Source organism: Thalassospira sp. MIT1004 (genome assembly GCF_001858545.1).
Classification (GTDB): Bacteria; Pseudomonadota; Alphaproteobacteria; order Rhodospirillales; family Thalassospiraceae; genus Thalassospira; species Thalassospira xiamenensis.
On record NZ_MCAO01000011.1, the window covers coordinates 272,106 to 293,600 of the forward strand.

Genomic DNA, 21,495 nt, shown 5'->3' on the forward strand with positions numbered 1-21,495 from the left:
ATCTCTCCCTCACTCTGCCGAAGCCACAGAAACCGGCGACGGCAGATCAACCGACGCGAATTTCTCCTGGGCCTGTGCGACCCATGCTTCGTATTCTTCCATGGTCACGGCCTTGACCGCGATCGGCATGTAGGCGTGGTTCACGCCACACAGTTCCGAACACTGACCATAGAAGGTGGTGCCTGCATATTCGCCCGGAATGCGGGTCCAGGTTTCGTTCAGGCGGCCCGGCACGGCATCCAGCTTGATGAACAGCGACGGCATGGCCCAGTTATGGATCACATCGTCCGATGTCATGATCAGGCGGATATTGGTGTCAACCGGCAGAACGACGGGGTTGTCCACATCCAGAAGGCGCATCTTGCCCTCTGCAACGGCGGTTTCCTCGTCGATCATCAGGGAATCGAACGTGAAATTGCCGCTGTCGGGATATTCATACGTCCAGTACCACTGCTTGCCGATGATCTTCAGCGTCATATCGGCGTCTTCGACGCGGTCTGCGAAATACAGCAGACGGAACGACGGGATCGCGATAATCAGAAGGATCAGGACCGGCGCCACGGTCCATACGATTTCAAGAAGCGTATGGTGGGTGGTCTTGGACGGGATGGGATTCCGTTTCCGGCTAAAGCGGAAAAGAACATAAAGCAACAACAGCAGGACGATCACCGTAACGGCGGTCATCAGCCATGTCAGAAGAATAAAGAAATCATGGCCCTGTACAGCCACCGGCGAAACCGGGTGCTGAAGACCCAGTTGCCATGGCTCAGGCTGACCAACCGCGGCAAGCGCGGCACTATCCAGTCCGGTCAGAACTGCCAATCCCAGCAAAAGAATGGGAAACAGCATCTTGATCGACATGCGAATCTGCCCCCTCGCATTACATCTCAAGGCAATTTGTCCAAAGGAAAGCCACATCGTGACCCTCGACATATACGAACATAACGGGTTGTTCGTTCATCGAAAAGGTATGCCGTGATGACTCAACCATAAATCGGCATAGCCACCAGGATCGCGACGTAACATCAGACAAACCTGATTTTCAAACCCGCATGCACTGCGGCACAACGGTATGGAAGGCGAATAGCCTATCTTAACAGCCTGTTCCAGAAAAAACCTCGCTGCGTTGCACAAAAATATTACTTTTCCTTTCAGGAATTTAGCGCATGGGTTCAATTTTTTTCTAAATCCAATCGCCTACCCTTGCGATAGAAATGGTGCCATTCCTCATCGCGCCGGACCATCATAGCCCGCTTTGCTGCCACGCAACAGACAGGGCAAAATTATCCTTTAGGCGATACAAACCGCAGGTAAAATCCTTATTTAAGTACGGATTTATCGGCATCCCCCGAACGACGCGTGTTTTACCGCCAGAATCACCCCCGTTTGCCCACTTTATCCACAGGCAAAACCATCACAATCAATCATTTACCCTGTTCCGAGTCGTAAAATCATCACTCCCCGTTTCAACACCGGGCCCGGCATGCCCCGACCGCACGCATGAAGTTTTTCGAATGCACCGCACAAAGGTTGATAAACGCTGCGATCTCTGTGATTGTAATCACAAGGAAATCACCGGAAAAAAGCGCACCGGCTTCCGTATTTCGGGACACGAAACCTACATAAAAACGCGCAGATGCCTTTAATTGAGGGAATCTTCCCCAATATCAGGGGAATGGTCTTGCCAAACTGATCGTTTGGCTGAAACCATTCTATGCAAAAGTATTATATTTTTCTGTTCCGGGATGATTTGTGGATTATCATCGGAACAGGATTACCGTGACGTTTCAGATCGAGGTTCGCTCATGTCCCGCCAAGGAAGCAAAAAGCTTTTCACCGCAGAGCTCCGGCTGCTCAACAAGCTGGAAAGTATGAGTGATATCGTCTCCCTGCCGCTACCGGCCCCGTCCCCTGATGGCGGCGGCGCAGTGGGTGGCACGGATATGTCGACACTCCATAATGCGATCGAGGATCTGAAGGCAGAACTTCTGTCCGACATCCGCATCATGATGGAAGAACAGAAGAAGCTGAATGCGCGCGCCGATGATGATGATCAGGACGACGCCCGCAAAGAGCTTCGCATGCTCAAGACCGAAATTCGCGCCCTTGCCAATTCCATTCAGGAAACCAAGCGCGAAATCGCCGCCCTCTATACCGCGCCGGACGACAGCAGCGGCACGCGGATCAACATCGTCAAGGGCGAACTTGATTCCGTCGTCGCCGCGACCGAGGATGCCACCGCCAACATCCTTGAAACCGTCGAAAAAATCGATGCGGTTGCCCATAATATCCGCTCTGCCGCCCCCGATGACTATACCCAGGGGCTTGCCGACGACATCGTTGATCTGGTGGTCAAGGTGTTTGAATCGTGCAACTTCCAGGATCTGACCGGGCAGCGCATCACCAAAGTCGTCAACACCATGAAATATATCGAGGAACGCGTCACCCGCGTGATCGAAATCTGGGGCGAGGATGACTTTGGCGAATTCGATCTGCCCGCCGACCCCAAAGGTCAGGACAATCTCGATAAAACCGTTACCCGCGCGCCGCAAAACGTCGAACGCGTCAGTCAGGACGAAATCGATCAGATCTTCTCGCAGGAAGAAATCGACGCCCTGTTTGACTGATCCGTTTATTGGCCTGAAACGTCACCAAAACACCAAAGCCTGCCGGAAACGGCAGGCTTTTTCACGTGCAGAGTTTGGTCCCGTGGCCTTAGGCGTGGCCCGCTTCGCCTGAAAGAAGTTCCGGGGCAAAACCCAGCTTGGCAAAGGCCTGTTCCCATTTGTCTTCGCAATCAACACCAAACAGAAGGTCGGCATCGGCATCGACATGCAGCCAGCCATTGGCAAGAATCTCGTTTTCAAGCTGCCCGCTGCGCCATCCGGCATAGCCAAGGGCCAGAATACTGCTTTTCGGGCCTTCGCCGAGCGCAATCTGTTCAAGGATATCGACCGTTGCCGTCACCGAAACACCCGGATCGACATGCAATGTCGCCTCGTTCTCAAAATCGGTGCTGTGCAGAACAAAGCCCCGCCCGCTTTCGACCGGTCCGCCGAAATGCACCTGAATATCTTCAATCGTCGGTGCCGGGCGCGCAATGCCAAGCTGTTCAAGCAATTCCGGGAAGGTGATGCTGTCAATCAGCCGGTTGATCACCAGCCCCATCGCCCCATCCTCGTTATGGGCACAGATATAGACCACGCTTTGCGAAAAGCGGGGGTCACGCATGCCCGGCATCGCCACAAGCAGCTTCCCTTCCAGATATTCGCCAGTGTGTTCTTTAATTCCCATTCCCGAACTTTTCCTGTTTTGCTCATACAAACCTAACGCGATCCGTCGCCCATTACCACCGAAAGCCACCTTTGCCTGAAAACAGTCCAAAAATGACATTGATCAAAGCCGAAACGCGCCACTGCTTTACATGTAGGTAGCCAGACAGGCAATCGACAGCAATCGCCTGGTAAAAAGATGGTGTTCCTGATCACATCACCGGGCACACCACCGATCAACCCACCAGGCACACGAGCCGGTAACGCAGTCGTGCCTTGCTTTGAACATCAACCGGGATTAGCCATCATTTCCATGGCATCCTGGGGCGTGCCGGTGGCACAAAGCCCGGTTTTGTGCCATATCCACCAAACGGAATGTCATCGTGCCCGTTTCGAAAACCAGAAGGAACCACCCGTGATCCGGTCTTTGCCTGTCATCCTTGGCCTGTTTATCGCAGCCCTCGCCCCCCTGGGTATCGGGGCGGGCACAGGGGCGCATGCGCAAACCGCCGCCAGCAACCGGGTTGACGAGGATTTCGCATCGGTCCGCCTGCTAAGCGCGCGCGACGCCATCAATGGCCGCGATGAAATCCGCCTTGGTCTTGAATTCGAACTTGAGCCCGACTGGAAAATCTATTGGCGCAGTGCCGGTGATGCCGGTTTCCCGCCGCAGCTCGACTGGGCCGGATCAACCAACATCGGCGATGGCGAAATCCGCTGGCCCGCGCCGCACCGTTTCTCGATCTTTGGCCTCGAAACATTCGGCTACAAGGATCACATCATCCTGCCGATTGATGTCCCCGTGACCGATCCCGCACAGGCCGCCCATATCGAGCTTGATGTCGATTATCTGGTCTGCAGCGATGTCTGCATCCCCGCACAGGCCCACCTTACCCTTGATATCCCGGCAAGTCTTTCGGGCGGCACGGATGGCGATAACCCCGCCATCAGCAGCTTTGCCCATGACATCGAAAAATTCGCATCCCGCGTCCCGCTTCGCGGGGACAACCTGCCAATGTCGGTCACCGATATCTGGCAGTCGGTCGACGCATCGGGCGAAAAGGACAAAACATTTCTCAATGTCGCCGTCTCGGGTCTTGATCAAACCGCGACCGACCCGGTTGAAATCCTGATCGAAGGCAATGTCCGCCTTGGCTTTGGCGTGCCGGTCCCGACCGCAACCGATAACGCAACCGGCACACAGCAATTCCGGATCCCGATCTATGGCCTGAAAGACGGTCAGACCACGATTGGCGATGACGTGATCGTCACCGTCATTGCGGGGCCCCTTGCCATCGAACAGGACTGCCAGATCGCCGCTGCCCCGTCTGGTTCTGCCACCAGCAGCAACACCGTTTCCGGCACCAGCATCGCCGCCACCAGCCTCTGGCTGATCGGCGCGCTGGCCCTTCTGGGCGGCTTTATCCTGAATTTCATGCCCTGCGTCCTGCCGGTCCTCTCGATCAAGGTCATGTCGGCGATGAAGGCCCAGGGTGCCGAACGCAGTGCCACCCGCCGTGGCTTCCTTGCCAGTGCGGCGGGCATCATCACATCCTTCTGGCTGATTGCGGCCGTCCTGATCGGCATCAAGCTTGCGGGCGGCACGATTGGCTGGGGCATCCAGTTCCAGCAACCGCTGTTCCTGACCGTGATGACCATCATCGTCGCCCTGTTTGCCTTCAATATGTGGGGCCTGTTTGAAATCAACGGTCCGGCTGAACTCGGCAATGCTGCTAATGATGCCATCACCACGCGCGAACAATCCGGAAGCCACCTTGGCGGTCATTTCCTGACCGGCATGTTTGCCACCCTGCTGGCAACCCCGTGCTCGGCCCCGTTCCTTGGCACCGCCGTTGGCTTTGCTTTGGCAGGCAGCAGCTTTGACATTTTCTGGATATTCACCCTGCTGGGTATCGGGCTTGCCATTCCTTATCTCGCGATTGCCGCCCGGCCCGAAATCGCCCGCCTTCTGCCCAAGCCGGGCCGCTGGATGGGCTTTGTCAAAGGGGTTCTGGGCGTGGCCCTTGCCGGGACCGCCATCTGGCTGCTGTCGGTTCTGGCGGTTCAGATCGGCATGGGCGGGGCGATTGCAGTTGGTGTCGCCCTTGTGATCGCGGGCATCCTTCTGTTTGCCCGCCACCGCACGACGGTGCAGAAACGCAAATTTGCTTTTACAGCACTTGCCACCCTTGGCGTGCTGGCCGCCCTGTTTGCACCGGGCTTTTCCAAGGCCCCGCTCAAGAACACCGCATCGCGCACCAGCACCGAAACCCTGCCGTGGCGGCCCTTCGCCCCGGATGAAATCGCCCGCCATGTTGCCGATGGCAAAACCGTGCTGGTCGATATTACCGCCGAATGGTGCGTGACCTGTCAGGTCAATAAAAAGCTGGTCCTTGAAACCGACGATATGACCGCTGCCCTGACCGCCGATGACGTCATCCTGATGCAGGGCGACTGGACCCGTCCCGATCCGGTGATTTCGCAATATCTGGCGGGTTATGGCCGCTATGGCATTCCGTTCAATGCCGTATTCGGGCCCAAGGCACCGGACGGTGTTCTGCTGTCCGAACTGCTCGGCAAACAGGAAGTCCTTGATGCCATCGCCCGCGCATCTGGTGGTACCGACCTTGTGAAAAAGTGATGTGATGCACATCTTTTCGGGATCACGATAAACCGTGACAAAGATTTGAAACCATCGAAACCCCAACGGATATGATTGAAGATCAACCCGTTTTGCTGTTTGATGGCCCTAGAGCCTTTTCCGTTGGGATTGAAGCGTTTTGCCGGAGGCATTCTTCTGTCCCGCAAGGAAGGGATCGCAGAGCGTAGCGGGGCTACGGTCAAGATCCCTGACGCTGCGGGGCAGAAGAATGTCCCGGCCCGAAGGGTTCGGGTTTGGCGAACAAAATCGCTTCAATCCCAACGGAAAAGGCTCTACCCAATCACCAGAACAAGGGCGGCAATCAAGCCCCCCGCATGACGGAGAAAACCCCATGACCATCGAAGTCGGCAGCAAACTTCCCGAAGTCACGCTTTTCCGCGCCACCGCCGACGGCCCCGAAGCCGTCAACACCAACGAATTTTTCGCCGGTCGCAAGGTCGTTGTCTTTGCCGTGCCGGGCGCTTTCACCCCGACCTGCTCGGCCAAACATCTGCCGGGCTTCGTTGCCAATGCCGATGCCATCAAGGCAAAGGGTGTTGATGAAATCGTCTGCCTGGCATCGAACGATGCCTTTGTTCTGAACGCTTGGGCAAAGGCCGAAAATGCCGGTGAAAACATCACCATGCTGTCCGATGGCGACCTCGCCTTCGTTAGCAAGACCGGCCTTGAACTCGACCTGACCGGTCGCGGTCTTGGCAAACGCGCCAACCGCTTTGCCATGATTGTCGATGACGGCAAGGTCACCGATCTTGCGGTCGAGGAACCCGGCGCCTTTGACGTGTCGAGTGCCGAAACCGTGCTGGGCAAACTCTAAGCCCGAAACACCTGCAAAAAGCAAAAAGCTCCGCCTGATCCGCGGAGCTTTTTATTTTGATGCCGCATCCTTGGGGGCAGGCCCCTAACGCGGCAGCAAAACCGGTATTGGTTCTGACCGGCTGTCAAAATCGCATTCAAAAGTCGGGTCGGTGTGTTTGGCAATGAAATGCACCACACCTTCGCGGAAATCTTCCTTGATCGGCGACCAGCTCATGAAGACACCGCCGCGATTGTCATATTCGCGAATGTCACGGTCATGGGACAGTTCAACAAAACTGTGGCCCAGATCTTCGGTGGCCCCGGCGACAAGCCATGACGGTTTGATCCCGCCATGCCACAGCAGATAGACACCGCCAACATTGTCAAGTTTCAGCTCGCTGAAATCATCGATCATGAACAGGCGATAATACTCGCCACGCGGGCTTTTCCGCCATTTGATATCTTGTGCCTTTGGCTGGCGCAAAGTGCCAAGCGACCAGAATCCCATTTCATCCTCCAAGCGCACCAAAACGCGCGCAACTGCCCGTCACACGCATCCCAACGCTGCTTTTGTTTTTTGTGAATTCGACTATATCGGAAAACCGTAAACTTTTGGTTGACCGATGAGAAGTCGGAAATTCGTAAAATCTTGTTTCCGAACAAGACTTCTTCAGGGTTTCAACCCTGAATATAAGATCATCACCCCGATTTGGAAATACTCAGTCGAACAATTTGTCGATGTCGTCCTGACTGATCCCCTCGCCTTCCAACTGCGGACCATTCAGAAGATCGTCATCCTCGTTCTTCGGCGTCCCGTCATCATTTTCGGGAACCGGCAGATCGCTAAAGGCATCCTCGCCCCAGATCAGGATCATGTTGTGAACCCGTTCTTCAACGAATTCAAGGGTCCGAACCACCTTGTTGATGCGCTGGCCGGTGATGTCCTGGAAGTTACAGGACTCGAAAACCTTGGTGACCAGAAACGCGATCTGTTCGACATGTTCGGCCACAAAGTCGGATGGTGCCGAATTTTTAAGCGTCATCGCCAGATCGTCGATCTGTTCGGCGGATTCAAGGATCGTATGCGTTGCCATTTCCGTATCCTTGATGATCGCATCAAGTTCGGTGGTCGCACTGACAAGGCGGTCATCCTCGGCCTTCGGATGACGCAGCGACGCGATCTGCATCTTCGCCCTGTGAATATGTTCGTTCATTTCCTCGATCTGCTTGCGGATCAGTTCAAGGTCGTCTTTGTCCGGTTCCGACGCACCCGGACGATTGCTATGGGTAAAATTGCTGCTGACCGGATCGGGCAATACATCCATCGCATCACCATCCGATGCCGGTGCGATATGGGCGGCATCAATACTGCCACCGGCACGCACCGCATCGCGCAGTTGGGCGACTTCCGACCTCAGGGCACGAATTTCATCAAGTACAGCCTGATTGATCCCGGATGCCTCAACGGTCGCAGCCGGTTTCGGCGCTGGCAATGGCGCACCTGCACCCATACCGGTTTCAAGCGTCGGATCGAAAAAGGAATCCGACCAATCTTCCACCACACCACCCGAACGTTCTTTTAAACGGCGTTCTGCGGTGAAAACCTTCTGCACGCGACGTGTCATGGCTGACTTCAATCCTCCGGCAACGGGCTTGACCCGATCCCTGTTCCCCCGATCACCCACCCCCGTGGTCAGATGATCACATTAAAACGAGTATAAGGGTCCAGATTGCTACAAGTCCAATGGGTTTCAAGAACAAGCCTTTGAAAAAGAACACCCCGGCCAGATGACCGGGGTGCGCAAAAAGGTTATGTTGCGTTGCAAATCAAGCAGTTTCAGGCATCCAGCGCAGAACCGGCTTTCTTGCCGCTGCCGTTTCGTCAAGACGACGACGCGGTGTCAGATACGGCGCATTTTTAAAGAATTCCGCATCGCCCGATTCTGCCTTGGCCACCAATGCCAGCACCGCATCGCAGAACTGATCAATCGATTCCTTGGTTTCGGTTTCCGTCGGCTCGATCAAAAGCGCGCCATGCACCACCAGCGGGAAATACATGGTCATCGGGTGGAAGCCCTCGTCTATGATCGCCTTCGCCAGATCCAGCGTCGAAACACCGGTATCTTTCAGGAAATCATCGTCAAACAGCGCTTCGTGCATGCAATAGCCGGGGAATGCCACGCTCAGCTTGTCTTTCAGACGCGCCAGAAGATAGTTGGCATTCAGCACCGCATCGCCCGATGCCTGACGCAATCCATCCGCGCCATGGCTTTTCATATAAGACAGCGCCCGAATGAACATGCCCATCTGACCGTGGAAGCCTTTCAGACGACCGAACGGCTTTTTGCCATCCTGTTCTTCGGCGGTTTCCACCAGATGGAATTTCTCGCCCTTGCGCACGACATAGGGGATCGGTGCAAACGGGGCCAGTGCGTCGGAAAACACAACCGGACCCGAACCCGGTCCACCGCCGCCATGCGGGGTCGAAAAGGTCTTGTGCAGGTTGATATGCATCGCATCAATGCCAAGATCGGCCGGGCGCACCCGTCCGACAATCGCGTTGAAGTTCGCCCCGTCGCAATAGAAATACCCACCGGCCGCATGGACCAGATCGGCAATCTTGCGAACGTCGCGCTCAAACAGCCCGCAGGTATTCGGGTTGGTCAGCATGATACCCGCCACATCGTCGCCAAGCTTGGCTTCGAACGCGGCAAGGTCCACACGGCCATCTTCGGTGGCCGGGATCGAATCAACCGTGAAACCACATGCCGCGGCCGTTGCCGGGTTGGTCCCGTGGGCTGATTCCGGCACCAGAACACGACGACGGTTTTCACCGCGCGCATCAAGGGCCGCACGGATCGCCATCATGCCGCAAAGTTCACCCTGCGCACCCGCTGCGGGCGACATGGAAACGGCGGGCATCCCGGTCAGAACCAGCAACCAGTGCGCGCAACTGTCAATCAGTTCAAGCGCCCCCTGCACCGTGCTTTCGGGCTGCATCGGATGCAGGTCGGCAAGACCGGGCATACGCGCAACCTTTTCGTTCAGGCGCGGGTTGTGTTTCATCGTGCACGAACCCAGCGGGAAGAAGCCGGAATCAATGCCAAAGTTTTTTTGCGACAGGCGCGTGAAATGACGCACCACCTGCGGCTCGGACAGGCCCGGCAAACCAACATCGCTATCGCGATCAAGGCCGCCAAGGCGTGATTTGATGCCCGCTGGCTTCGGAAGGTCAACACCGGTACGACCCGGTTCGCCCTGTTCGAAAATCAGCTTCTCCTCAAGAACGAGGCCGCGGTTACCGGTATGGGTGGTAAAGCTCATGCCAGCACCTCCTTCAATGCAGACGCAAGGTCCGCGATGTCTTCGTCGGTGTTGGTTTCGGTCGCCGCCACCAGCATGTAATGGTCCAGATCGTCACGGTTCGGATACAGGCGCGACAACGGAACGCCACCAAGGATACCCTTGGCAACCAGTGCCTCGACCACCTCGGCTGCCGGTTTGGCAAGCTTGACGGTGAACTCGTTAAAGAAGCTGTCATTGACAACTTCCGCACCCGGTACCGCATCAATCGCATCGGCGGTCTTGCAGGCGGTTTCATGGTTAAGCGTTGCCACACCACGATACCCGTCTTCCCCCAGAAGGCTCATATGCACCGTAAAGGCCAACGAACACAGACCGGAATTGGTGCAGATGTTCGATGTCGCCTTTTCGCGGCGGATATGTTGTTCACGGGTCGAAAGCGTCAGAACAAAACCGCGCTTGCCGTCCTGATCAACCGTTTCACCACACAGGCGACCGGGCATCTGGCGTACCAGTTTGCTGGTCGTGGCAAACAGACCAACATATGGCCCGCCATAGTTCAGGTTGTTACCAATCGACTGGCCTTCGCCGCAGACGATGTCCGCGCCAAAGCTGCCCGGCGATTTGACCGCGCCAAACGCCATCGCCTCGGTAAAGACCACGATCAGAAGCGCACCCTTGGCATGGCACGCATCCGCAAGCTTCGTGTGGTCCTGAATACGGCCGAAAACGTCTGGATACTGGACCACGACGCAGGCGGTCTGATCATCAATCAGATCGTCAAGCTCGTCGGCGGTTGCCTGCTTTTCCGGGTGCCCGTCGCGACCGGCAACTTCGGTATCGCTATACTGGCAATAGGTTTCCGTGACTTCACGGTAATGCGGATGCAGACCCCCCGACAGAACCGCTTTCTTGCGCCGTGTTGCGCGGCACGCCATCAGAACGGCTTCCGCGCACGACGTTGCCCCGTCCCACATCGATGCGTTGGCCACATCCATGCCGGTGATCGATGCCACCTGGGTCTGGAATTCGAACAGATACTGCAACGTACCCTGCGCGATTTCCGGCTGATAGGGGGTATAGGCCGTCAGGAATTCACCACGCTGGATGATGTAATCGACCGTGGCCGGAACATGGTGGCGATACGCCCCCGCACCCAGGAAGCTCGGCACGCTGGCCGTGCCCATGTTTTTGGCGGCCATTTTCGCCATGTCGCGTTCGACCTGCAATTCGCCCAGATGATGGGGCAGATCGACCGGCTCGGACAGCAGCGCGCCTTCGGGCACGTCGCTATATAATTCATCAACGGACTTTGCCCCGATGGTTTCAAGCATCGAGGCGCGATCCGCCTTGGTTAGCGGAAGATAACGCATATCTTAAAGGCCTTCGACAAAGTCTTTATACGCAGCTTCGTCCATCAGCTCATCAAGCTGGGACTCATCGGAAAGTTCCATGCGGAAGAACCAGCCATCGCTTTCCGGGGCTTCGTTCACCAGTGCCGGATTGTCATCAAGTTCTTCGTTGGCTTCGACAACGACACCATCAAGCGGCGCATAAACGTCGCTGGCGGCCTTGACCGATTCGACAACCGCCGCATCGCCATCCTTGGTCAGCTTTTTGCCAACTTCCGGCAGCTCGACATAAACGATATCGCCAAGCGACTGCTGGGCGTAATCGGTAATGCCAACGGTCGCGACACCGTCTTCATATTCAACCCATTCATGTTCCTGCGAGAATTTTTTAGCCATGGTAATTCGTCCCTGTAAGATCAGTTGTCTCTAAAATCTCGGTATCTTTTGCGGGCCGCAAACGCTGCCCGAACTCTTTTTTTTCTGATGATCAGCCGCGATAGTAACGATGTGCCGCAAACGGCAGTTCGACGATTTCCGCCGGGCGTGCCTTGCCGCGCACCATCAGATCGACTTTGGTACCCGGGGCGGCAAATTCAATTGCGACATATCCCATCGCAATCGGGCCATCCACGGTCGGGCCGAAACCACCGCTGGTGATTTCGCCAATTTCTTCGCCGTCACTGTTCAAGACCGGCGTATGTTCACGCGCCGGGGCCTTGCCTTCGGGTTTGATCCCGACACGTTTGCGATCCGCGCCATTGGCAAGCTGATCAAGGATGACATCCGCCCCCTTGAACCCGCCTTCTTCGCGACGACGCTTGTTGATGATCCAGTTAAGGTCGCCTTCGACCGGGGTGGTCGTGGTATCGATATCGTTGCCATACAGGCAAAGACCAGCTTCAAGACGCAGCGAATCACGCGCGCCAAGGCCAATCGCCTCGACCTCTTCCTCGGCCAACAACTTGCGCGCCAGCTCTTCGGCGCGCTCGTTCGGCACGGAAATCTCATACCCGTCTTCGCCGGTATAGCCCGACCGGGTAACAAAGCACGCGATACCGGCAATATCGATCTCGGCAAAGCTCATGAATTTCATATCGGCAACCGAGGGTGCAAACCGCGCCAGCACGCGGGCGGCGTCCGGGCCCTGCAAGGCCATCAACGCGCGGTCATCAATCTCGATCAGCTCGACACCGTTATCCAGATTGGCCCGCATATGGACAATGTCATCATCCTTGCACGCGGCATTGATCACCAGAAACAGGCTGTCGCCCGCATTGGTGATCATCAGATCATCCAAAATCGTGCCATCGTCATTGGTAAAGGCGGAATAACGGGTGCGGCCGGGTTTGAGGATCGCGATATCACCGGGCACCAGCTTTTCAAGCTCGGCCACGCGATTTTCGCCGGTCAGGCGGACCTGCCCCATATGCGAAACATCAAACAGACCGGCCTTCGCGCGGGTATGCAGATGTTCGCCCTTCACCCCCAACGGATATTGCACCGGCATGTCATAACCGGCGAACGGCACCATCTTGGCACCCAGTTCCACATGCAAATCATAAAGGGCGGTTTTCAGCAGTTCGGTTTGATGATCGGCCATCAAGGTCTCCAGACAGTCGTTGCGAAACATAGCCGACCAGTGGCCAACCACGTCCCCCTCTGTCTTGGAGCCTGAAAGAATCACAGCCGGTTTGAATACCGGTCTGCTTACATCTTCGGCGAGACGCACATCCATGTTCGATGCCGCCTGCTTTCCAGAGTCCCATCTCCCCGCGGTCCGTTTGCCTGAGAGTTTCCGGGGTGGTTGCTCCTTCGGCGTCCGCGCAATCCCTATCGATGTAATCACGCACATCGATCAAGACCGTGGCACTCTCCCACGGGGATCATTTGGGTATGCCCCCTTATACGGATTTGAATCCGACCAGACCAGCCCCAAAAATCATATCCTCTCCACCCCATCCATTGGTATGAGGATTAAAAGCCCTTTTTTTGCCCCTCCGGCAAATGCCCATTATTTTGTATGAGGATTACCGAAAACGAACTTTTGTTCAAAAACGAAAATCCCGCCACGCGAGGCGGGCGGGATTTGATTATTCACCAAAAATGAATAATAGGCCGGATTATTAATTTTTTCCGAAGCGTCGATTGTAATCAAGCTGATCGGCGCTTAGCTGGAAACCAAGGTAAATTTCATAGTCCGGACCGGCCCAGACATCATCCAGCGGCACGTTCAAAGTCACCTGCTCGTCGCGATAGCGCGCCAGGTTCAAATTGCTCGGAAACGCCATCTGAACATCGAACAGATTCTTCTGGATAAACTCGCCAGACGGGTCCTTAAGTGCTACGAAATACTGGAGTTTTGCGTTGCGCCCCTGTGCGGCCGGGCCCAGTTCGGCATTGATCACCGGGCTGATCACGACGTTCAGGATCTTGTCATCAAGGTCATAGCCGCAATCGCCCAGATAACCGCCAAATTCGGCTTCAAGGATCACATCGGTCAGGTCCTTGCCCTGACCGCTGAACTGCACCAATCGGGCGGTATCATTGGGCAGGAAGGCCCGCGGACATGCCGGAACCGGCTGCTCTTCGAACGGGTTGCTGCTGCACGCCGCCAGAAAACCGGCAAACGACACCAAACCCAATGCACAAACACGCCGCAGTCCGTTCGCAATCGTCATCCAAGCCTCTATAGAACTGGTCAAATTCGCTGTCATGCCCGGTCCGGGCACAACCGCGCGCAGTCTATTCGCTCCGATATGGCGACACAACCCGCTTCCGTTTCAAATCGCGGCATGGGGCCTAAATACATGGCCGGACATAGCTGAACATGCATCTTTACACGGTGTCTGTCATTGCGTGCACGGTGCTGGCAGGTTATGTAACGAAGACATTTGAATAACCGTGCCATCGCATGGCGCACATCATGAACATTCGGACCCGTATCATGTCTGACAAAGCCGACCTTCGGATCATCCTTGCCAACCCGCGCGGTTTCTGTGCCGGGGTGGATCGTGCGATCGAGATCGTCGAAAAGGCGCTGGTGAAGTATGGCGCGCCGGTCTATGTCCGCCACGAAATCGTCCACAATAAATTCGTGGTCGACCGCCTGCGCGACATGGGGGCTGTTTTTGTCGATGAACTCGATAGCGTCCCGGATGGCGTGCCAGTAATCTTTTCCGCGCACGGTGTACCGAAATCGGTCCCCGAAGCTGCCGAAAGCCGCCAGCTTGAATATCTTGATGCGACCTGCCCGCTGGTGTCCAAGGTCCATCGTGGTGCGGAACGCCACCATGCAGATGGCAAACATATCCTTCTGATCGGCCATGCCGGTCATCCCGAAGTCATCGGCACCATGGGGCAGTTGCCACCGGGCAGCATGACCCTGATCGAGACCGAAGAAGACGCCGAAAACCTTCAGGTCGAAAACCCCGAAAACCTGGCGTTTGTGACCCAGACCACCCTGTCGCTGGACGATACGGCCAAGATCATCTCGATCCTGCAACGCCGTTTTCCGGCGATCGAGGTCCCGAAGAAAGAAGACATCTGCTATGCGACCACCAACCGCCAACACGCGGTCAAGCTGATCGCAACCGATGCCGATGCCATTCTGGTTCTGGGCGCGCCAAACTCGTCAAACTCGAACCGTCTGGTCGAAGTCGCGAAACGCGAAGGATGTGACCGTTCGGTTCTGGTCGAACGCGCCAAGGATATCGACTGGTCCAAGCTTGACGGTATTTCGACGCTTGGCATTACTGCGGGCGCATCCGCCCCGGAAATTCTGGTCGAGGAAGTCATCGATGCCTGCCGGGAACGTTATAACGTCACGGTCGAAACCCTGACTTTGACCAATGAAAACGTCACCTTCAAGCTGCCCCGCCAGCTTGCCAGCTAACCCCGCCCTGATGCAGGAAATCCGGATATCCCATGGCCGTCTATACCGACGTTTCTGACGAAGATATCGCCCGTTTTGTTGCCGAATACGATATCGGCACCGTGATTTCGTTCAAGGGAATCGCCGAGGGTGTCGAAAATACCAACTTCCTGCTTCAGACCGATCAGGCATCCTTCATCCTGACCCTGTATGAAAAGCGTGTGAACCCGGATGACCTGCCGTTCTATCTGGGCCTGATGGATCATCTGTCGGCCAAGGGGCTGAATTGCCCGACACCGATCCACGGCAAGGACGGGGTCGCGTTACGCCGTTTGTGCGGACGTCCGGCCGCCATCACATCCTTCCTGAACGGCATGTCGCCGCGCCGGATCATGCCCCATCACTGCACCGGGCTTGGTGCGGCACTGGCACACTTGCACACCGCCGGTCAGGATTTCGACATGTATCTTGGCAATGCGCTAAGTGTTACGGGCTGGCGCCCGCTGTTTGAAAGCTGCCGTACCGATGCTAACGGCGTTCAGCCCGGCCTTGAAAAACTGATCGAGGATGAACTGGCCTTTCTTGAAGCCAACTGGCCCCATCAGTTGCCTGCGGGCGTGATCCATGCCGACCTTTTCCCCGATAATGTGTTTTTCTTCCCGGGCAAGGATGACGTATCGGGCCTGATCGATTTCTATTTCGCGTGCAATGACCTTCTGGCCTATGACATTGCGATCTGCATGAATGCGTGGTGTTTCGAACCTGATAACAGTTTCAACGTCACCAAGGCGCGCAACCTTCTGTCAAGCTATGGCAAGGTGCGCACATTGTCCGATGACGAAATGGCCGCCCTTCCGATCCTTGCGCGCGGGGCGTCATTGCGGTTCCTGCTGACCCGTCTTTATGACTGGATCAACACGCCCAAGGATGCGCTGGTCACACCGAAAAACCCACGCGAATACATCAATAAACTGCGCTTTCATCAGCGGATCGACAGTGCCAGCGCCTATGGCCTGGGCGAGGAATAGAATTACATGACCGGAACGGACAATAAACGCGTCGAGATTTATACCGACGGCGCGTGCAGCGGCAACCCCGGCCCCGGTGGCTGGGGCGCGATCCTGCGATTTAATGGCGTGGAAAAGGAAATGTCGGGCGGCGATCCGGAAACCACCAACAACCGCATGGAAATGATGGCCGCCATCAGTGCGCTTGAAGCGTTGAAACGCCCCTGTGTGGTCGATATCTACACCGACAGCAGCTATGTCCGCGACGGAATTACCAAATGGATTTTCGGCTGGCAGAAACGCGGCTGGAAAACGGCGGATAAAAAGCCCGTCAAGAATGTCGAGCTTTGGCAAAGGCTTCTGGAAGCTCTTAAAACGCATAAAGTTGAATGGCACTGGGTCAAAGGACACGCCGGACACCCGGAAAACGAACGATGCGATGAACTCGCCCGTCAGGCCGTGCCGAAATAAATCCGCCCTAAATAAGAAATCCGAAATAAACTGGCATACAAGTGCTTGAAGCTGCTGCACTTCGATCCAAAATAGATGGATCGGATTGCTTTTTGTGAACGCTATATGAAAAAAATGAAATCAAACTTGCTTTTGGGCTGACTTCCAGATTGAGTAACGTCAGTGTCAGGGATGTTGGACCCCGTCCTAAGGTCGGGTATGGTTGCCATTAACTAGTCGATAGTGGGTGCCGAGGAGAAATACGCTTGTCGCGCGGATCGTACGGCTTTTTACAACGGAAGTCGCTTAGCAGCCGATTGCTTTTTATCGCGCTGCCGCTGGTTTCCTTGTTCTCCCTCGCGCTGTTCGTTGTCTTCGGATACGTCAGTTACACGGTTCTGCGTGACGACCTGACTGAAAAAATCGAACAGACCGCCGACATCAATGCCCGCGTTCTGGCGACACCGTTCTGGTATCTGGATGTCGACAATATCGAATCCGCCCTGAATGCCATGAGCCGGGATCGCGATATTGTCGCCGTGCTGGCACTGGGCGCTGACGGCACCGAATTTGCCCATACCGGCGTGTCACAATCCGAACTGAACGACACCCTGCGTCTGTCACGGCGCGTGTTCTTTGAACGCAATAATGTGCGTCATGACGTCGGCGAACTTGTGATTTACTTCACAGAAGCCCGCGTTCAGGATTTGCTGTTCCGCCGGATGGTGATCGACATGATCCTGTTCGGTCTGCTGATTGCGGTTGTCGCCGCCAGCCTTCTGATCGCCAACAAACGGTCGATCAAGGAACCGCTGAACCGGCTTTTGCATTCCATCCGCATGACCAAGCATGGCCGCCTGCGCCGTCCGGTGGAATGGAACAGTTCGGATGAACTGGGTCTTCTGATCCGCGAATATAATGAAATGGTGACCCTGCAAGGGCAGGCACAGGAAGAAGCCCAGCGCAAACAGGCCCTTCTGGAAGCAACCCTTCACAATATCGGCCAAGGCATATGCCTGTTCGATCAGGACCTGAACCTGATGGTCTGGAACGAACGCTATATCGAATTGCTGAACCTGCCGCGCGATCTGGTCAAGGAAGGAACGCCACTTTCCGATATACTGCGTTACAACGCCGAACGCGGCGAATATGGCGATGTCAGCATTCAGGCCCTGATTTCCGACCGGGTGGCGATTGCGCGCCGTCGCGAACCGTACCGCATGGAACGCACCCGCCCGAATGGCCGGGTCGTTCAGGTGGACCACAACCCGATGCCCGGCGGCGGTTACGTTGCGACCTATACCGACATTACCGAACGCAAACAGACCGAAGCCCGCATGCGCCATCTCGCCGTGCATGACGTCCTGACCAGCCTGCCGAACCGCACCCTGTTCCTTGACCGTCTGCGTCAGGCATTGCTATCCGCCCGCAGGTTCCAGCGCGGGGTCACGGTGCTGTTTGTCGATCTGGACCGGTTCAAGGACATCAACGATCACTTTGGCCATGATGTCGGCGATCTGATGATCCAAGAAATGGGGCAGCGCCTGTCGCGGATCATCCGTGATTCCGATACCGCCGCCCGCCTTGGCGGCGATGAATTCGCCATCATCCAGACCGATGTCCAGAATATCGAAGACACCATTGCCCTTGCCCAGCGCATCATTGATGAACTTTGCCAACCGTTCGATTGCCGCGGCATCCGCCTGCATTCAACCGCCAGTGTCGGCATCACGCTGTTCCCAGAAGACGGCGAAAATCCCGAACAACTGGTCAAAAACGCCGATATGGCGATGTATGCTGCCAAGGCCGAAGGGCGCAACAATTACCGGTTCTTCCTGCCGTCGATGCACGAGAGGGTCAAGGAACGCAAAACCATCGAAGAAGATCTGCGCAACGCGCTCGAATATGATCAGCTTGAACTTTACTATCAGCCGAAAATCGACTGCCGCACCGAGCGGGTTGTCGGGGCGGAGGCACTGGTGCGCTGGCACCACCCGGATCGTGGCCTGATCCTGCCGGGCGAATTCATTTCGGTGGCCGAGGAATGCGGCCTGATCAACCGGCTGGGCGCATGGGTTATGAACAAGGCCTGCCAACAGACGCAAATCTGGCGGGAAACCACGTTGCCGGGCCTTCGGATCGCGGTGAACCTGTCACCGGCACAGTTCCAGGATGCCGAACTGGTCCGTTCTGTTACCAAAATCATGGATCAGACCCGCCTGCCCGATGGCACGCTGGAACTGGAAATCACCGAATCGATCCTGATGAACAACCCGGAAAAGGCCGTTTCAACACTGAACGAGCTTAAGGCCCTTGGCGTGCGGATCGCGATTGACGATTTCGGCACCGGTTACTCATCGCTGAACTATCTGAAACGTTTCCCGGTTTCGTCGATCAAGATCGACCGGTCGTTTGTCAACGACATCCATGTCGATATGGATGACAAGGCGATTGTCGATGCGGTGATCGGCCTGGGCCACAGCCTTAATCTTGAAGTCGTCGCCGAAGGTGTCGAAGAAGTCGAACAGCACGAATATCTGCGCGACAAGGGATGCGACTTCATTCAGGGCTTCCTGTTTGCCAAACCGTTGCCCGCCGCAACCTTTGAAAGCTGGGTTCTTGAACGCCAGGGCGGTCAACCGGCACGGGTTGCCGTCAAGAGCTGACGGCAAATCCGCAAAACCGCAGCAATCAATAAATCGCCGTTCCGGCCCCTTCCGGCTTGCCTTCGATGTTACGCGGTGCCGGATGTTCGGTTGACTTGCGATCCACAAGATCGACAATTTCGGAAATCACCCGGACCAGTTGGTAATCCTTGGGCGTATAAACCGCCGATACGCCCATCTGACGCAGAACAAGCATATCGGCATCCGGGATGATGCCGCCAACAACAACCGGAATATGCCCCGCCCCTTGCGCACGCAGTCCATTGACCACTTCGCGCACCAGTGGCACATGCGACCCTGACAGGATCGAAAGCCCGATCACATGCGCGCCTTCGTCGATGGCATTGCGCACCAGTTCATCAGGCGTCCAGCGAATGCCGTCATAAAGCACGTCGATCCCGGCATCGCCCGCCTTGACCGCGATCTGTTCCGCCCCGTTGGAATGGCCGTCCAGCCCCGGCTTGCCGACCAGCATTTTCATGCGTTCGCCAAGTTTTTCGGAAACCTCGTCCACGCGACTGCGCAGGTTTTTGATGTCATCTGCATCCCCGGTCACGATCATCGATGTGATGCCGGTCGGCGCACGGTATTCGCCAAATACCTGACGCAGCGTTTCCGACCATTCCCCGGTCGTAACCCCGGCATGGGCACACGCAATCGAACTTTCCATGATGTTGCGGTCTTCGCGGGCGGCGGCTTCAAGATCGGCAAGGCTTCTGGCAACCGCGGACGGGTCGCGACCGGCCCGCCATTCTTTCAGCTTTTCAATCTGTTCCTGTTCGGCCATGTCATCGACCGTCAGGATCGATTTTTCCCCCGATGTCAGGGGTGATGCTTCGGTTTCGGTATAGGCATTCACACCGATCACCTTGGTCAACCCGGTTTCGATATCGGCCAGACGGCGCGCATTGGACCGCACCAGTTCCTGTTTCATGTAACCAAGATCGACTGCGGCAATCGCCCCGCCCATGGCATCGATTTTCGCCAGTTCTTCGCGTGCACCGTCCTTAAGCAATCCGACCTTGCGTTCAATCGCCGGATTGCCGTCAAACAGGTCGTCATATTCCAGAAGGTCGGTTTCATAGGCCATGATCTGTTGCAGGCGCAGCGACCATTGCTGATCCCATGGGCGCGGCAAACCAAGGGCCTCGTTCCACGCCGGAAGCTGCACGGCACGCGCGCGCGCATTCTTTGACAGCACCACCGACAGCATTTCGATCAGGATGCGATACACATTGTTTTCGGGTTGCTGTTCGGTCAGGCCAAGCGAATTGACCTGCACGCCATAGCGGAACCGGCGATATTTTTCATCGGCAATGCCATAACGATCCCGCGTGATTTCATCCCACAATTCGCAAAATGCCCGCATCTTGCAAATCTCGGTCACAAACCGGATACCGGCATTCACAAAAAATGAAATGCGCCCGACAACTTTGGCGAAATCTTCTTCGGGCACCTGACCGGATGCCTTGACCGCATCAAGGACGGCAATGGCAGTTGCCAGCGCATAGGCCAGTTCCTGTTCAGCCGTCGCCCCTGCTTCCTGCAAATGGTACGAGCACACGTTCATCGGGTTCCATTTCGGCACCTCGCGATAGGTGAAGGCCGCAACATCGGTAATCAGTTTCAGACTGGGTGCCGGCGGAAAGATATAGGTCCCGCGAGACAGATATTCCTTGATGATGTCGTTCTGGGTCGTGCCCTGCAGGCTGTCGCGCGGCGTTCCCTGTTTTTCGGCAACGGCAATATAAAGCGATAAAAGCCATGCCGCCGGTGCGTTGATCGTCATCGATGTGTTCATCTGATCAAGCGGAATAGCCTCAAACAGGGTCATCATGTCGCCCAGATGCGATACAGGCACGCCGACCTTGCCGACCTCGCCGCGCGCCAGAACATGGTCCGAATCGTAACCGGTCTGGGTCGGCAGATCGAACGCGACCGACAGCCCCGTCTGCCCCTTCGCCAGATTCTGGCGATACAGCGCGTTCGATGCGCTGGCCGAACTATGCCCGGCATAGGTACGGATCAACCACGGGCGGTCGCGTTCCGGCTTTGCTGCACTGCGTTGATTTTCCATCGACATGGCGACCTCGCGTATCTTTATTACCCAAAAGCTT

At 56.1% G+C, this 21,495-nt stretch carries 17 protein-coding genes and 2 riboswitches; of the genes, 7 read left to right on the plus strand and 10 right to left on the minus strand.

Annotation, left to right across the window (positions count from 1 at the left end):
- Nucleotides 1-9 precede the first annotated feature (9 nt).
- Complete coding sequence (gene coxB / locus BC440_RS06055; protein ID WP_007092276.1) at nt 10-861, minus strand: cytochrome c oxidase subunit II; 852 nt, start codon at nt 859-861, stop codon at nt 10-12.
- Between the two features lie 944 nt (nt 862-1,805).
- Between coxB and BC440_RS06060 the strand changes: the two genes are divergently transcribed.
- Nucleotides 1,806-2,627, plus strand: a complete 822-nt coding sequence (locus BC440_RS06060; RefSeq protein ID WP_007092277.1) for a hypothetical protein — start codon at nt 1,806-1,808, stop codon at nt 2,625-2,627.
- 88 nt (nt 2,628-2,715) lie between these two features.
- Here the strand turns inward: BC440_RS06060 and BC440_RS06065 are convergent, their stop codons facing one another.
- Complete coding sequence (locus BC440_RS06065) at nt 2,716-3,294, minus strand: YqgE/AlgH family protein (RefSeq protein WP_065701830.1); 579 nt, start codon at nt 3,292-3,294, stop codon at nt 2,716-2,718.
- A gap of 393 nt (nt 3,295-3,687) precedes the next feature.
- Here BC440_RS06065 and BC440_RS06070 point away from each other — a divergent pair, with 393 nt between their 5' ends.
- Nucleotides 3,688-5,913 (plus strand): protein-disulfide reductase DsbD domain-containing protein, encoded by a 2,226-nt coding sequence (locus tag BC440_RS06070; RefSeq protein WP_223304872.1) that lies wholly within the window; start codon nt 3,688-3,690, stop codon nt 5,911-5,913.
- A 352-nt stretch (nt 5,914-6,265) separates the two neighbouring features.
- The gene (locus BC440_RS06080) at nt 6,266-6,748 is read left to right on the plus strand and encodes a peroxiredoxin (protein WP_007092280.1); all 483 of its coding nucleotides are present in this window, start codon (nt 6,266-6,268) and stop codon (nt 6,746-6,748) included.
- Between the two features lie 84 nt (nt 6,749-6,832).
- On the opposite strand, the gene BC440_RS06085 is transcribed toward BC440_RS06080, so the two are convergent.
- From BC440_RS06085 to BC440_RS06115, 7 genes are all read right to left on the minus strand, one after another.
- Entirely contained in the window at nt 6,833-7,237 is a 405-nt protein-coding gene (locus BC440_RS06085; RefSeq protein WP_007092281.1) for a hypothetical protein, read from the minus strand.
- 211 nt (nt 7,238-7,448) lie between these two features.
- A complete protein-coding gene (locus BC440_RS06090) occupies nt 7,449-8,354 on the minus strand; it encodes a protein phosphatase CheZ (protein WP_065701832.1) in 906 nt (301 codons plus the stop codon).
- A gap of 202 nt (nt 8,355-8,556) precedes the next feature.
- Complete coding sequence (gene gcvPB, locus BC440_RS06095) at nt 8,557-10,053, minus strand: aminomethyl-transferring glycine dehydrogenase subunit GcvPB (RefSeq protein ID WP_062961255.1); 1,497 nt, start codon at nt 10,051-10,053, stop codon at nt 8,557-8,559.
- Nucleotides 10,050-11,405: an aminomethyl-transferring glycine dehydrogenase subunit GcvPA gene (gene gcvPA, locus BC440_RS06100; RefSeq protein ID WP_065701833.1), complete on the minus strand. Its 1,356-nt coding sequence runs from the start codon at nt 11,403-11,405 to the stop codon at nt 10,050-10,052. Before gcvPA ends, gcvPB begins: the two co-directional genes overlap by 4 nt.
- A gap of 3 nt (nt 11,406-11,408) precedes the next feature.
- Nucleotides 11,409-11,780 (minus strand): glycine cleavage system protein GcvH, encoded by a 372-nt coding sequence (gene gcvH, locus BC440_RS06105; protein WP_007092285.1) that lies wholly within the window; start codon nt 11,778-11,780, stop codon nt 11,409-11,411.
- A 91-nt stretch (nt 11,781-11,871) separates the two neighbouring features.
- Entirely contained in the window at nt 11,872-12,984 is a 1,113-nt protein-coding gene (gcvT, locus tag BC440_RS06110) for a glycine cleavage system aminomethyltransferase GcvT (RefSeq protein WP_065701834.1), read from the minus strand.
- 57 nt (nt 12,985-13,041) lie between these two features.
- Nucleotides 13,042-13,144: riboswitch (glycine riboswitch) on the minus strand.
- A 3-nt stretch (nt 13,145-13,147) separates the two neighbouring features.
- A riboswitch (glycine riboswitch) is annotated at nt 13,148-13,271 on the minus strand.
- Between the two features lie 236 nt (nt 13,272-13,507).
- Nucleotides 13,508-14,098 (minus strand): hypothetical protein, encoded by a 591-nt coding sequence (locus BC440_RS06115; RefSeq protein ID WP_247643533.1) that lies wholly within the window; start codon nt 14,096-14,098, stop codon nt 13,508-13,510.
- Between the two features lie 230 nt (nt 14,099-14,328).
- Between BC440_RS06115 and ispH the strand changes: the two genes are divergently transcribed.
- The 4 genes from ispH (at nt 14,329) to BC440_RS06135 (ending at nt 19,378) form a co-directional block, all read left to right on the plus strand.
- Nucleotides 14,329-15,276, plus strand: a complete 948-nt coding sequence (gene ispH / locus BC440_RS06120; RefSeq protein WP_007092365.1) for a 4-hydroxy-3-methylbut-2-enyl diphosphate reductase — start codon at nt 14,329-14,331, stop codon at nt 15,274-15,276.
- A 32-nt stretch (nt 15,277-15,308) separates the two neighbouring features.
- Nucleotides 15,309-16,283 (plus strand): homoserine kinase, encoded by a 975-nt coding sequence (locus tag BC440_RS06125; RefSeq protein ID WP_065701836.1) that lies wholly within the window; start codon nt 15,309-15,311, stop codon nt 16,281-16,283.
- Nucleotides 16,284-16,289: 6 nt separating this feature from the next.
- A complete protein-coding gene (rnhA, locus tag BC440_RS06130; RefSeq protein WP_007092363.1) occupies nt 16,290-16,733 on the plus strand; it encodes a ribonuclease HI in 444 nt (147 codons plus the stop codon).
- A gap of 245 nt (nt 16,734-16,978) precedes the next feature.
- Complete coding sequence (locus BC440_RS06135; protein ID WP_223304874.1) at nt 16,979-19,378, plus strand: EAL domain-containing protein; 2,400 nt, start codon at nt 16,979-16,981, stop codon at nt 19,376-19,378.
- A 25-nt stretch (nt 19,379-19,403) separates the two neighbouring features.
- Here the strand turns inward: BC440_RS06135 and BC440_RS06140 are convergent, their stop codons facing one another.
- Nucleotides 19,404-21,461, minus strand: coding sequence for a protein meaA (locus BC440_RS06140; protein WP_083195721.1), 2,058 nt, complete (start codon nt 21,459-21,461; stop codon nt 19,404-19,406).
- Between the last annotated feature and the right edge of the window lie 34 nt (nt 21,462-21,495).